Raw genomic sequence first — 12,889 nt, 5'->3', positions numbered from 1 at the left:
ATCATAGGAAGTGCGCACCCCCAAACAGCGGCGCCCTTTCTATGAAGGAGTCCCCCACTTGCCCCATAATCGAGCATTCGCCCAAGTCGACGTCTTCTCCGCGGATCCCTACCGCGGCAACCCCGTCGCGGTCATCCTCGACGCCGAGGGACTGAGCGAGGCCGACATGGCCCGGATCGCGAACTGGACGAACCTGTCCGAGACGACGTTCGTCCTCCCTCCGACGAATCCCGACGCCGACTACCGCCTGCGGATCTTCACCCCCGCCCGCGAACTCCCCTTCGCCGGCCACCCCACCCTCGGATCGGCGGCGGCCTGGCTGGAAGCCGGAGGCGTCCCTCGCAACGAGGGGACCATCGTCCAGGAGTGCGGGCTCGGACTCGTCACCCTGCGCCGAGGTGACCAGACCCTGTCCTTCGCCGCTCCCGAACCGATCCGCTCCGGTGACCTCGACGAAGACTTCGTCGAGCAGATCGCCGCCGCCCTCCACGTCGAGCGCACCGAGATCCTCGGTCACCAATGGGTCGACAACGGCCCCGGCTGGGCCGCAGTCAGACTCGCGAGCGCGCAGCAGGTCCTCGACCTCGAGCCCGACTTCTCGCAGATCCCCGACACCAAGCTCGGCGTCCTCGGCCCACACCCCGACGACAGCGCCCACGAGTATGAGATCCGGGCGTTCGTCCCCGGCACGGCCATCGGCGAGGATCCCGTGACGGGCAGCCTCAATGCCTCGGTCGCGCAGTGGCTCATCAAATCCGGCCTGGCCCCGGAAAAGTACACCGCCACTCAGGGCACAGCGCTGGGACGAGCCGGAGTCATCTCGATCTCCCACGAGGACGATGAGGTCTGGGTCGGCGGACCCACGACCGTATGCTTCAAAGGGACGGCATTCGCATGAGCCAAACAGAGAAGAAGCCGGTCACCGGGATCAGGCACAACAAGCGCAATGCCCCGGACAAGCCCCTGCGGATCTTCCACGGCCGCATCTACTTCGCCCTGCAGGCTCTCGCCGGGGCCGCCTGGTGGCTCGGGATCATCAATCTTCCGGGACTGCGCGATGCGACGCTCGGCGGCCTCAATCCGCTGCTCGTCTCCGCCATCCACATCCCGCTCTTCGTCATCGGCTCCGCCCTGGCAGCACTCAACTTCCGGTGGGCCGTGTGGGGAGCCGTCGCCTGGACCACCCTCGTCGCCGTCTTCATGGTCATCTACGCCACCGTCACCACCGAGGGTGGGCTGGGCGCCGTCCTCATGGTGTTGGCCACGGTCGGCAGCCTCATCGCCGGGACACTCATGATCCTCGGCAGGATCCCGTCCGAGCGTCTCGTCACCGGCCCGTTCGCCTTCCGCAGCTCTCACACACGCGTGAGGTCGCAGCTCCTGATCAGAACCACGATCCAGATCATGGTCTTCTGGGGAGTCTTCCTCATCGTCATTCCTGCGATCATCAATGCGTTCGAGGAACGCTGGGACCTGTCCGTGAAGTTCCCGATCCTCGTGATCGTCGCCGGCTTCGCCCTTCTCGCCTTCGGCACCGTCCTCGGCGTGTGGTCCGCACGGGCGATCGCGAACTTCGGTTCCGGTACTCCGCTGCCTTCCGCGATGGCCCACCATTTCGTCCAGCGGGGACCCTACGCCTTCGTGCGCAATCCGATGGCCATCGCCGGCATCGTCCAGGGCGTGGCGATCGGACTCTTCATCGGTTCGTGGTTGGTCATCGTCTACGCCATCGTCGGTTCGCTGCTGTGGAACTGGCTGATCCGTCCGCACGAGGAGGCCGACCTGCGTCAGCGCTTCGGCGCCGAGTACGACGAGTACGCCGCTCGAGTCTCCTGCTGGATTCCGACGTTCTCACAGTCCGACGAGGACTATGACGATGAGGATCGCGACGAGAACGAGGATGAGGCCGCGGTCGCTGAGGGTCGCGCCGACGATGCCAACGCCGACGGAGCCCGCGCCAAGCGCGACAACTCCTAGAGCTCGTGCCCGGCCCGGCCAGGACCGGAGTAAGATTCGGCCATGACCGGAGTAGGATTCGGCCATGGTCACCTTCAGCACGACTCTCCTGCAGCTGGGCAACAACGTCGGCATCGAGGTGCCCGAGGACATCGTGCTCGGCTTCGGAGTCGGCAAGAGGGTCCCGGTCATCGTCACGATCGCCGGGTACTCCTACCCCTCGACCACGGCGGTGATGGGTGGGAAGTTCCTGCTGCCGTTGGCCAAGGAACATCGCGAGGCGAGCGGTGTCTCCGGCGGCGAGACTCATGAAGTCACGCTGACCCACGACACCTCGTCCCGCGAGACTCCGGTTCCCGATGACCTCGCCGAGGCGCTCGGCACTGCCGGTGTCCGTGAGGTCTTCGATGGGCTGGCTCCGTCGAAGCGCAAGGAGCATGTGCGGCAGGTCGAATCGGCCAAGGCCGAGGCCACACGGGAGCGTCGGATCGCGAAGATCGTCGACTCTCTGGGGTGAACACCCTGAGACGAGTGAACACCCCGACCTGCGTGAACATCCTCCACTGACCGATCGACGCTCCTCAGCCTGTCCGGCCTCGAAATGTCCGGTCTCGAAGGCTCAGCCCGCGTCGTGCATCGTCACCGCATAGCCATCGGGGTCGACGAAGGTGAACGTCAGGCCGAAGGGGCTCGGCGCTGGTTCCCGCAGAATCTCCACACCGGTCTCGACGAGGCTGTCGTGCAGCGCCTGTGAGTCATCGCAGTTGAACCACAGCGCCACCCCGGTGCCGGGACGATCGATGGAGTCGAGATCGACGTCGGGCAATGGCTCACGCACGGCGAACGGTATCGGCGATGTCGCGAAGACCACCGCTCCGGGTGGCCCCGCAGGCGCCCGCGTCAGCCCGATCGTCTGCTCGTAGAATTCGGCCGACTTCTCCAGGTCTCGCACCTGCAGTGCGAGGAAATCCGGTCCTGTCACAGTCATGATCGTTCCCATCTCTTGCCATTCAGTTGCATGTCAGTGTTCTGACATAACCAATGTATGTCAGAATACTTACATGAGTCAAGAGATGCAGTCGCAGCAGTCCCAATCACCCCAGGCGCTGGAGGCGATGATCGGATATCAGCTCAAGCACCTGCAGTCGGTGCTGCGCTCACGCATGGACGAGACGCTGCGGCCCCTGGGACTCTCAACGCCGCAGTACGCCTGCCTCGAACTGCTGCGCCGAGCCCCGGGCGCATCGAACTCGGAACTTGCTCGCGGCGCCTTCGTCACGCGACAGACGATGAATACGCTGCTGAAGGGCCTGCAGGATCGTGGCCTGGTGACGAGAGCAACGAAGGCCGAAACCGGCAGAGCTCTGCCGACGACCCTGACCGCGGAGGGAGGCAAGGCCCTCGATCAGGCGGTCGAACGAGTTGAACGGATCTCGGCACTCATGGTCTCTTCGCTCGATGAGGAACTGAAGGGCCACCTCGGCGAGGCTCTCGATCTGTGCATCGGAGCCCTCGAGAGCGAGGACACGAGAAGCCCACACGAGGGCTGAGGTCGTCGAGGTGATCGGCACTACCGGACGACGCGCTCGACCTCTTCCGGTTCGTCACGCTCGGGCAGCAGAACCATGATGAGAAGGGCGAGGACGGCACCGATCCCGGCTCCGAGCGTGTTCGTGATGAGATCGCTGATCGTACCGAAGCGGGTCGGCGAGAGCAGGGTCACCTGGGCTCCCTCGATCAGGCAGGTGAAGGCCGCGCCCGCCGCCCAGCCGACCCACCAGCGCCTACGCCCCATATGCAGGGCGAGCAGGAACCCGAACGGGACGAACATGGCGACGTTCGCCAGCTTCTCGACGAGCGTATAGGTCAGCCATGACGTCACCTGATGATCGGCGAAGAACTGGAGCAGCCTGCCGATCGGACCTTCTGGGCTGACGTCGAGCTGGTAAGGAGTCAGCGTCATGAAGCCGATGAAGACGGTGTAGAGGATCAGCAGCACCAGGGGCATATCGCCCATTCGTCTCTGCCCACTCGTCATGCGATTCAGACTACCGCCGATGCCCCACGACGGCGCCCGGATTGCGGTATCCCGCAACCCGGCTCATAAGCCGTTCAGCTCGCAAATCGAGCACACGACTCCGATCGAACCCATGACGAGGGGCCGCCTCGCTGCTTCAGCGAAACGGCCCCTGAACCTCACCAGACGGTCACATAGATCGTCGGTCAGTCCGGCTGTCGGTCAGTCCGACTCTCAAACGAGAGCGGTCACCTCGGCGCCTTCGAATGTGGCGGTGTCGATGACGGCACGGAAGTACACGTCACCGGCGACGACGCGATCGTAGGTCTCATCCGCCTTGTCGATGCTCACGGTCTCGATCTTCGCTGCGATGTCGTGCTTCGCGCAGAAGTCGAGCATCTCCTGGGTCTCGGCGATGCCGCCGATCATCGACCCGGCCAGCACTTTGGCGCCGCCGATCACGGAGGCGAAGGACAGCGGCTGCTTCTCCGGAGGCATACCGACGACGGTCATGACCCCGCGAGGCTTGAGCAGGCTCAGGTACTTGTCGACGGGAATGTCGGCGCTGATCGTGTTGAGGATGAGGTCGAACTCTCCGCGGTGGTCACTGAAGAAGTCATCCTCAGTTGTCGCGAGCATCTGCTTCGCGCCGAGCTCGAGTGCTGCCTTCTCCTTGTTCAGGGTGCGGGAAAGGACGGTGACGTCGGCGCCCATGGCGACGGCGATCTGGACGCCCATGTGGCCGAGTCCGCCGAGTCCCAGAATGGCGACCTTCTTGGGTGCGCCGTCCTTGGTCTCGCCTGCGCCCCAGCGGTTGAGTGGTGCGTAGGTGGTGATGCCGGCGCAGAGCAGCGGGGCCGCGACATCGAAGTCGAGAGCGTCGGGGATACGGCAGACAAAGCGTTCGTTGACGACGACTTTCTCGGCGTAGCCGCCCTGTGTGATGGTGTCGTCGACGTCGGTGGAGTTGTAGGTGCCGACCTGGCCGTTGAGGCAGTTCTGCTCCTGCCCAGCCCGGCATTCCTCGCACTCTCCACACGAGTTGACCATGCAGCCCACGCCCACGCGGTCGCCGACCTTCCAGTCGGTGACATCGGAACCGACGGCCTCGACGACGCCGGCGATCTCGTGGCCGACGGTCAGGGGGAAGTGCGCCTCGCCCCATTCGTTGCGGATGGTGTGGATGTCGCTGTGGCAGATTCCGGCGGCCTTGATGTCGATGACCACGTCATCGGGCCTGGGGTCGCGGCGTTCGATGTTGGCAACCTTGAACGGCTGGTCGGGGCCGGTCTTCTGCAGTGCCTTGACGGTGAAAGTCATGAAAACTCCTCTGTGCGGTGACGACTCCGGATGATGCGGCGGCTCCGTTTCGGGGCCGCCGACACCTTACATGCAGCACTGATTATCTGTCGCCTATTCCGGGCCCTCCCGTGATCTCTGCAACAGACGATCGTTCAGGACCAGTCGCAGCCCCGTCGCCGCCCCCTAGTCCTTGGCTGCCCGCTCGGAGATCGTGAGGTCGAGAGGGAAGTCCACGGGCGCATTGCCGAATAGGAGTGTCCCCGCCGAGGCGGCCGCTTCCCTGATCGCCTCCGCTGCGGCTTCGGCGTGCTGGGCCGGCGCGTGCACGATGACCTCATCGTGGAGGAAGAACACCAGGTGAGCGCGTCGGGAGAACACCGGACCCGAGGCATCGGCGACGTGCCCCATCGTCTCCCCCGCCGAGGTGGTTCCCCCATCACCATCAACCGCCGAGGTTGTCCCCGGGTTCCCGTCATCGATGGCCGGCAACTGTGACAGCCGCAGTCTCAGGTCGGCCAGCCAGGCCAGGGCCCATTCGGCCGCGGTTCCCTGGACGACGAAGTTGCGGGTGAAGCGTCCCTGGTCACCGGCGGCGCGACGGGCCCGGTTCTCATCGGCAGGCGTGGCGTCGAACTGGTTCGCCGCCGACTGAACGCGGCGCCACCCCTCACCTGGCACCGGTGAGGTTCGGCCCAGCCAAGTGGACACGACCCCTCCGGCGGCCCCCACCTCGGCGGCGGAATCAACCAAGCCCATGGCGGCGGGAAAACTGGTGCGCAGTCGCGGCACGAGCCTGCCGCTGTCACCGGTCGTGGACCCGTACATGGCGCCGAGCACGGCGATCTTCGCCTCCTGCCTGGTCGCGACGATGCCTTCGTCGACAAGACCCGAGTACAGGTCGCGACCTCGGCCAGCTTCGGCCATGGCCCGGTCCCCCGACATGGCGGCGAGCGCCCGCGGCTCCAGCTGGGCGACATCGGCCGAGATCAGCCGCCATCCGGGGTCGGCGCGCAGGGCGGGTCGCAGTTGGCGAGGAATCTGAAGTGCACCACCGCCGCTGGCCGCCCAGCGCCCGGTGACGACTCCCCCGGGAACATAGACGGGACGGTAGCGGCCCTCGCTGACCCATTCGTCGAGCCACGCCCACCCGTTGGCGGAGAGCAGACGGGACTGCTTCTTGTACTCCAGCAGGGGCGCGATCGCCGCGTGGTTGCTCTCCTGCAGCTCCCATTTCGAGGTCGAGGCGACGTTGATTCCGGCCGCGTGCAGGGAATGGAGGAGTTTGACGTGGGAGTCGAGATTGGCTCGCGGGTCACCGAGGGCGGCCCGCACCTGCTCGGCCACGGCGAGCATCTTGGCAGGCTTCGCGTCCCGTGCAGGACGGGGCCCGAGTTCCTCGGCGAGGATCCGATCGTGCTCGGCGATGTCCCAGGGCACCCCGGCGGCCTGCATCTCTGCGGCCACGAGTCCACCGGCTGATTCTGCCGCGAGCAGCAGACGCAGCCGGCCGGGATCGGAGGCAGTCTGCAGGGCGGTGGACTGACGTGCGAATTCGGCGAGCGCGGACTCGATGTCGTGCGGGACCGTTTTGATGTGGCTGCGTCGTTCGGTGACCTCGAAGAGCGCCTCCGCCTCGGGTGCGGTCGGTGCGCTCACCGGGCCCGCGTCCCATTCTTCGGCGCTTGCGACGGCGTTTCGGTCGGCCACGAGTTCCGAGCGCATGAGGATCGCGTGGGTCAGCCGCAGGTCATAGCAGCGCTCGATCTGCACGCCGGCAGCCAGCAGGGCCGGGTACCAGTTGGGAGTGTCACTGAAGACCCACCTCGGCCGGCCCTGTGCTTCCCGTTCGCGGACGAACGTGGGCAGCTCATCCGCGCCGAGGTGGTGGTTGCCGATCCGCTGTCTGGCGTCGTCGAGGTCGACGACGGCGATCATCGAACCCATGCCGCGAACGCCGCCGAGGGCGCTGTCGGGAGCACGCCCGATCACGCACCACGCAGGCACGGCAGCGCTTGGGTTGGTCATACCTCAACACTACTGCGAGGGGCGGACGTGGCTGTGCTCCCCCGAGTCTCTCCCCGCGAGGAGTCGACGAGAGGCCCTAGCTCCGGCTCGCGTCGAGGGCCGCTCGTACGATCGAGTCGACATCGATCCCGTGATAGCGGTAGACGTCGTCGATATCGCCGGACTGACCGAAACTGCTCACCCCGAGCGCGACATGGTCGACCTTGTTGATCGTGGCGAGGAACGACAGCGTGTGCGGGTGGCCGTCGAGGACGGTGACCATCGGCACGGCGCGCTCGGCGGGGAACACCTGGTCGAGGATCCACTCGGATCCCGGACCGGCAGCAGAGACACCAGCTCCTGCAGCAGGCGAGCGATTCCCCTGCGCAGCCCGCAGCGCCCGATAGAGCAGACCGGGGCTGGTCACGCACACGACATCGGCGTCGATGCCCATTGCTTCGAGGCGGTCTGCTGCGGCCAGGGTCTCTGTCATCATGGCACCCATACCCACGAGCTGGACTCGCGGCTGCTTCGTCGCCCGCAGCCGGAATCCTCCGGCGATGACCTGCTCCCGACGACGCCGACGCGCCACCGGATCGCTCGGCACCTCGGCCAGGGACTGATCGACGGCCCGGGTCGACAGCCGCAGGTAGGCCGACTCGCCATCAGGCCTGCCCAAGCGCGTGATGGAGTGGAGCAGGGTCCACTCGACGTCCTGGGCGAACGCGGGCTCATAGGTCACCAGACCCGGCACCTCCATGCCCGTCGAGGGGGTCGTGATCGACTGATGCGCACCGCCTTCGGGTGCCAGCGTGACCCCGGACGGAGTGCCGACGAGGATCGACTGTCCACCCGCATACATGCCGAAGGTCCACGGCTCGAGGGCACGGTTGACGAAGGGGTCGTACATCACGCCGATCGGGAACAGCGGCTCTCCCCACCTGCTCCAGGTCGCACCGAGCTCCCCGAGCAGACCGACCAGGTTCGTCTCGGCGATGCCCAGTTCCATGTGCTGGCCCTGTTCCGATTCGTTCCACTGCAGGATCGTCTCGGCGTCATCGGCGAACCAGTTGCGGCCGGCCTCCGAACTCCACACCCCGACCTTGTTGACCCATCCGCCGAGGTTGGTCGTCGATGACACATCGGGACTGACCGTGACCACCCGGCGGGCCGTCTCCGGTGACTGCCGACTGAGGTCCATGAGCACGCGGCCCAGCGCGGCCTGTGAGGAGGAAATGCCCTTGTGCGCCCGCTCGAGATCACGCGGCAGCTCGCTCTCGGCAGCACGAGGGAACTCCGGTCGCGCCAGCCGCTTCGCACTCGCCTCGATGATCTCTCCGGCGGCAGAATCGTGGTCGAACCTGGTCCACGGTGCCTGTGTGTCCTGGCCGCTGCGCCGGGCCAAAGCACCGTATTCCTCATCGCTGATGAGCGCGGAGTGGTTCTGCGGGTGGCCGGAGCTCGGCAGACCGAACCCCTTGATCGTGTACGCAATGATGGCCGTCGGCTTCGAATCGTCGATCCGCGCGAAGGCGTCGAGGAGCGCGGGAATGTCATGGCCGCCGAGGTTTCTGATCGCATCCGTCAATGTGGCGTCATCGAGGCTGCCCACCAGATCCCGCAGGGCCTGGGCGTCCTCCCCCTCACCGGGCAATCGCTCGCGCAGCTCGGCGGCGGTGCATCGCAGCAGACGCTGGTATTCGGGGTTCGACATCGTCAGGATCCGCTGTCTCAGCTCAGGACCACAGGGTCGGGCGAAGAGTTCGTCGAGCAGGCGTCCGAACTTCACGGTGATCACCTGCCAGCCGGCGGCGTCGAACATCGCTTCGATGCGCCCGGCGGCGATATCGGGGATCACGCGGTCCAGTGACTGGCGGTTGAGGTCGACGATCCAGACGATTTCGCCGAGGTGTTTGACGTCGGGGTCAATGACGGCCTCCCACACGGCACCCTCGTCGAGTTCCGCGTCTCCAACCAGGGAGTACTGTCGCCCGAGGCCGATGGGTTTCAGCGTCGAATCGACGTAGCGTCGGGCGATCGAGCCCCAGATGGGTGCCGTGGCTCCGATGCCGACGGAACCGGTGGAGTAGTCGGCTGGAACCGGGTCCTTGGTGCGACTCGGGTAGCTCTGCAGACCGCCGAAGGCCCGCAAGGAGGTCATGTCTGCTTCGTCGAGTTCACCGAAGAGGTAGTTGATGGCGTGCCAGACGGGGCTGGCATGCGGTTTGATGCTCACCCGGTCTTCGGCGCGCAGTTCGTGGAACCACAGTGCGGTCATAATCGTGGCGATCGAGGCGCATGAGGCCTGGTGTCCGCCGACCTTGAGCCCGCTGCGGTTGGGACGCACGCGATTGGCATGGTGGATGATCGAGGTCGACAGCCACAGAATCCGATCGTGGATCTCATCGAGGGTCTCGAACGTCGAGGCTTCTGAGGCGGTGTTGATGTCTGTGTCTGTATCGATGGTCACGGTTGTCCTCCCGAGGTGTGCGCGCATGCATTGTGCCCGCAGATCCGAATTCGCGGCAGGTGTCCTGAACCGGTTGGCTCAGGAGACCTGCCGCCGCAGGACGGGATCGTCCTGTGAGTCGCCGACGGGATATGTCGAACGTGACGCCAGTCAGGTTGATGATCGACGGTGAACCCATTCCAACCCGCCTGAAAGAAATGCTCAATAGTCAGTTTTGAAATTGAGCAGATTGCTCAGAATGTGCGATTCGTCGGTACAGTGGGCTGAACGTTTCGAGCATGTAATGGGGGTCACAGACGATGACGGAGAAGACACGCAGGATCGCCGACGCTCTCGATGCGCGCATCCTCCTCGAACTCGTGCGACAGCCACGATCCACGGTCGCCGGTCTCGCCCAACGGCTCCAGGTTGCCAGGAACACCGCGCAGGCCAGACTCACCCGCCTCGAGGACGAGGGCCTGCACTCCTTCGACCACCGAGTCGACACTGCCGGGCTCGGATATCCCCTCCGGGCACACGTCCTGGCGAACCTCAAACAGCGCAAACTCGATCAGGTCGGCGCCGAACTCGCCCGAATCCCAGAGGTCCTCGAGGTCATCGGAGTCTCGGGCACTGCCGACACCCTCATCCAGGTCGTCGCCCGGGACACCGATGACCTGTACCGCATCGCCGGGCGGATCCTGTCGATCCCCGGCGTCAAACGCACACGCACACTCGTGTCGATGAAGCAGATGGTGGAATACCGAGTGACTCCGCTGCTGCGCCGCACGATTGCGAAGCGCTGAGGCCCTCACTCGGCGGATGAATTCCGCCCGCCAGCGGCACGAATCTCACCCACTTCGACGAATTCCGGCAATAATTGTTCTCAGACGTGTCGAATCGACGTGAACTCGGTCGTCTCAATGATGAGCGATCGAAACGCGATCGCACCTGAGATGAACGGAGTTCAATCATGCGCTACTCACTGGTCTTCCACGCACCCGAACCTCAAGAAGGCGGACCCCAGCCCTCCACCGAGGTGATGGCCGAGATGCAGAAGCTGATGTCCGACTACGCCGACGCCCTCTACTCCGCGGGAGTCTTCATCGCCGCGGAGATGCTTGAACCGCAGCAGGCGACAACCACCGTCACCCGCCGAGGTGGCTCTGTCGTCATCGAGGACGGTCCCTTCGCAGCGGCGAAGGAGGCCCTGGCCGGAGTCTTCGTCATCGACGTCGAGAGCCGCGACGCGGCCCTGGCGTGGGCAGAGAAGTTCCCCGGCACGAGCTACGGAGTCATCGAGGTCAGAGCGGCGGCAGTCTCCTATATAGACGGACGTTGGGTGCAGCCCTGAACGAACATCGGGACCCGATCGATCGGGCGATGATCCTCTCCCAGGACGGCTGGGGGCGGATCATCGCCCTCATCGCTGCCGCCGACGGGGACTTGGCCGGCGCCGAGGATGCCCTGAGTTCGGCTCTCGAACGCGCAGTTCGCGTGTGGCGGGAGCAGGGAGTGCCGACCAATCCCGAGGGGTGGCTCTACCGGGTTGCCCTCAATGCACGACGAGACGTGTGGAAATCGGCCGCGGCCCGCACCTCGGCGGCCTTGGATCCCGAGGTTCACGATGGTGCCGATCTAGGTAACCACGACAGGTCCGCGTCTCACGGCGCAGGCCAGCCGGCTGCAGCTCATCTGGTCGCCCCAGCTGATCCCGATGCCCTGCCCGATCGTCGTCTCGAACTGCTGGGCGCGTGTGCTCATCCGGACATCGAGCCGGGAGTCCGGCCGCTGCTCATGCTCTCTGCGGTCATGGGCATGACCGGGACGCAGATCGCTGCAGGAATGGCCCTGCCTGCAGCGACGGTCGCTGCGCGGCTGACTCGGGCGAAGAAGCGCATCGCCGCCTTGGGCATCGGTTTCGGCCTGCCAGATCGCACCGAGCTCGAAGCTCGCCTGCCCGACATCCATGAGGCGATCTACGGTGCTTTCGCCATCGACTGGGTGCATGCGGCGAGCGAACCACGCGATGGCATCATCGGCGAGACCCTCTATCTCTCCCGACTGCTCGCCGAGCTGTGTCCCTCCGATGGGGAATCACACGGCCTCGCGGCCCTCATCCACCTCTCTGCCGCCAGGTTTCCGGCCCGCCGCGGCCAGGGCGGAGAGTTCGTGCCCCTCGGCGATCAGGACCCGGGCAGTTGGGACTCCGTACTCATCGCCAGGGGCGAGGATCATCTGCGGGCAGTGCAGGGCAGCGGCGAGATCGGTCGTTTCGGGTTGCAGGCTGCGATCCAGATCCTCCACATGTCCGGTGTGCGCAGCGGAAGCACCGATTGGCCGATGCTGCTGCGCCTGCACGACGATGTGGAGCGGATGGCGCCCAGCCTCGGCGGGGCTGTGGCGAGGGCAGCGGTGATTGCTGAGATCGACGGCCCGAAGGCTGGTCTGGCTGAACTCGACACTCTGGACGGCCCCAGTAGTGGTGAGCCCCCTGTCGGAGAGATTGCGTTCTCCTCCGCACGCGTCGACTCGTTCCAGCCGACGTGGGCACTGCGCGCACACCTGCTCGCCCGTGCCGGGCAGGGGCAGGAGGCCCAAAACGCCTATCGCCGTGCCATCGAGCTGACCACCGACCCTGCCGAACGCGCCTACCTCGAGGCCCGATCGCTCGAGGTTTAATCCTGCCGCTAACCCGCACAATCGAAGTCACCTGGGAACGGGATCGATCGAAGTTTCAGAGCCCTGCTTCAAAGTCGAGCTTTGAAACTTCGATCGATCCCTTACCTCTGAGGCGACGCATCCCACCCGCACCCGAACCCGCACGACGCAGCACCCAGACACGAAACAGCCCTCCACCTTGGCCCCGAAGGGTCCCGGTGAAGGGCTGTTGTTCACTGTGCGCGAGGGGGGACTTGAACCCCCACGACCTTGCGATCACTGGCACCTGAAGCCAGCGCGTCTACCAATTCCGCCACTCGCGCGAACAAGAGAAAACTCTAGCATCGCGGCCGGGAAGAATGAAACCGAGTTCGGTCGAAACACCCAAAACGTGTCGACGCTCACACCGACCACCCCCTGCACCACCCGCCTTTCGTGACCCAGCACTCATTTCCGGTAACATCGGCGCTCGTCACAGGCTCATGGAGTACTCAGCGACA

General features: G+C 65.4%; 12 protein-coding genes and 1 tRNA gene. 7 read left to right on the top strand and 6 right to left on the bottom strand.

Annotation, left to right across the window (positions count from 1 at the left end):
* Positions 1-58: 58 nt before the first annotated feature.
* The 3 genes from PGC08_RS00345 to PGC08_RS00335 all read left to right on the top strand — a co-directional run bounded on the left by PGC08_RS00345 (position 59) and on the right by PGC08_RS00335 (position 2,473).
* Positions 59-898, top strand: a complete 840-nt coding sequence (locus tag PGC08_RS00345; RefSeq protein ID WP_271709228.1) for a PhzF family phenazine biosynthesis protein — start codon at positions 59-61, stop codon at positions 896-898.
* Entirely contained in the window at positions 895-1,977 is a 1,083-nt protein-coding gene (locus PGC08_RS00340; protein WP_096146201.1) for a methyltransferase family protein, read from the top strand. Before PGC08_RS00345 ends, PGC08_RS00340 begins: the two co-directional genes overlap by 4 nt.
* Positions 1,978-2,041: 64 nt before the next feature.
* Complete coding sequence (locus PGC08_RS00335) at positions 2,042-2,473, top strand: YdeI/OmpD-associated family protein (protein WP_096160107.1); 432 nt, start codon at positions 2,042-2,044, stop codon at positions 2,471-2,473.
* Positions 2,474-2,575: 102 nt separating this feature from the next.
* Here the strand turns inward: PGC08_RS00335 and PGC08_RS00330 are convergent, their stop codons facing one another.
* On the bottom strand, positions 2,576-2,944 hold the full coding sequence (locus tag PGC08_RS00330; protein WP_096160190.1) for a VOC family protein: 369 nt from the start codon (positions 2,942-2,944) through the stop codon (positions 2,576-2,578).
* A 73-nt stretch (positions 2,945-3,017) separates the two neighbouring features.
* On the opposite strand from PGC08_RS00330, the gene PGC08_RS00325 reads away from it, so the two are divergent.
* Complete coding sequence (locus tag PGC08_RS00325) at positions 3,018-3,506, top strand: MarR family winged helix-turn-helix transcriptional regulator (protein WP_096160108.1); 489 nt, start codon at positions 3,018-3,020, stop codon at positions 3,504-3,506.
* 20 nt (positions 3,507-3,526) lie between these two features.
* Here the strand turns inward: PGC08_RS00325 and PGC08_RS00320 are convergent, their stop codons facing one another.
* The 4 genes from PGC08_RS00320 to PGC08_RS00305 all read right to left on the bottom strand — a co-directional run bounded on the left by PGC08_RS00320 (position 3,527) and on the right by PGC08_RS00305 (position 9,749).
* Positions 3,527-3,994 carry a VanZ family protein gene (locus tag PGC08_RS00320; protein ID WP_240517979.1) on the bottom strand — a complete coding sequence of 156 codons (468 nt, stop codon included), beginning with the start codon at positions 3,992-3,994 and terminating at the stop codon, positions 3,527-3,529.
* Between the two features lie 213 nt (positions 3,995-4,207).
* Positions 4,208-5,293, bottom strand: coding sequence for an NAD(P)-dependent alcohol dehydrogenase (locus PGC08_RS00315; protein ID WP_096146197.1), 1,086 nt, complete (start codon positions 5,291-5,293; stop codon positions 4,208-4,210).
* Positions 5,294-5,458: 165 nt separating this feature from the next.
* A complete protein-coding gene (locus PGC08_RS00310; protein WP_096157856.1) occupies positions 5,459-7,300 on the bottom strand; it encodes a bifunctional 3'-5' exonuclease/DNA polymerase in 1,842 nt (613 codons plus the stop codon).
* Between the two features lie 76 nt (positions 7,301-7,376).
* Positions 7,377-9,749 carry a transketolase-like TK C-terminal-containing protein gene (locus PGC08_RS00305; RefSeq protein ID WP_271709227.1) on the bottom strand — a complete coding sequence of 791 codons (2,373 nt, stop codon included), beginning with the start codon at positions 9,747-9,749 and terminating at the stop codon, positions 7,377-7,379.
* 299 nt (positions 9,750-10,048) lie between these two features.
* Here PGC08_RS00305 and PGC08_RS00300 point away from each other — a divergent pair, with 299 nt between their 5' ends.
* The 3 genes from PGC08_RS00300 to PGC08_RS00290 all read left to right on the top strand — a co-directional run bounded on the left by PGC08_RS00300 (position 10,049) and on the right by PGC08_RS00290 (position 12,410).
* Complete coding sequence (locus PGC08_RS00300) at positions 10,049-10,534, top strand: Lrp/AsnC family transcriptional regulator (RefSeq protein ID WP_009884712.1); 486 nt, start codon at positions 10,049-10,051, stop codon at positions 10,532-10,534.
* A 167-nt stretch (positions 10,535-10,701) separates the two neighbouring features.
* Complete coding sequence (locus PGC08_RS00295) at positions 10,702-11,082, top strand: YciI family protein (protein WP_271709226.1); 381 nt, start codon at positions 10,702-10,704, stop codon at positions 11,080-11,082.
* The gene (locus PGC08_RS00290) at positions 11,067-12,410 is read left to right on the top strand and encodes an RNA polymerase sigma factor (RefSeq protein WP_271709225.1); all 1,344 of its coding nucleotides are present in this window, start codon (positions 11,067-11,069) and stop codon (positions 12,408-12,410) included. Before PGC08_RS00295 ends, PGC08_RS00290 begins: the two co-directional genes overlap by 16 nt.
* A gap of 218 nt (positions 12,411-12,628) precedes the next feature.
* Here the strand turns inward: PGC08_RS00290 and PGC08_RS00285 are convergent.
* Positions 12,629-12,712, bottom strand: a tRNA-Leu gene (locus tag PGC08_RS00285).
* Positions 12,713-12,889 lie beyond the last annotated feature (177 nt).

The organism is Brevibacterium sp. BDJS002, from assembly GCF_028201555.1.
GTDB classification, from domain to species: Bacteria; Actinomycetota; Actinomycetes; order Actinomycetales; family Brevibacteriaceae; genus Brevibacterium; species Brevibacterium aurantiacum.
Note: the sequence above shows the minus strand (reverse complement) of the source record. Positions and strands in the feature narration are given on the sequence as shown.

Bases quoted from the DNA above. Each gene is read 5' to 3' on its own strand.
- PGC08_RS00320 (WP_240517979.1), bottom strand. From the start codon at position 3,994: ATGACGAGTGGGCAGAGACGAATGGGCGATATGCCCCTGGTGCTGCTG.
- PGC08_RS00300 (WP_009884712.1), top strand. From the start codon at position 10,049: ATGACGGAGAAGACACGCAGGATCGCCGACGCTCTCGATGCGCGCATC.
- PGC08_RS00310 (WP_096157856.1), bottom strand. From the start codon at position 7,300: ATGACCAACCCAAGCGCTGCCGTGCCTGCGTGGTGCGTGATCGGGCGT.
- PGC08_RS00315 (WP_096146197.1), bottom strand. From the start codon at position 5,293: ATGACTTTCACCGTCAAGGCACTGCAGAAGACCGGCCCCGACCAGCCG.
- PGC08_RS00325 (WP_096160108.1), top strand. From the start codon at position 3,018: ATGAGTCAAGAGATGCAGTCGCAGCAGTCCCAATCACCCCAGGCGCTG.
- PGC08_RS00295 (WP_271709226.1), top strand. From the start codon at position 10,702: ATGCGCTACTCACTGGTCTTCCACGCACCCGAACCTCAAGAAGGCGGA.
- PGC08_RS00330 (WP_096160190.1), bottom strand. From the start codon at position 2,944: ATGACTGTGACAGGACCGGATTTCCTCGCACTGCAGGTGCGAGACCTG.
- PGC08_RS00340 (WP_096146201.1), top strand. From the start codon at position 895: ATGAGCCAAACAGAGAAGAAGCCGGTCACCGGGATCAGGCACAACAAG.
- PGC08_RS00335 (WP_096160107.1), top strand. From the start codon at position 2,042: ATGGTCACCTTCAGCACGACTCTCCTGCAGCTGGGCAACAACGTCGGC.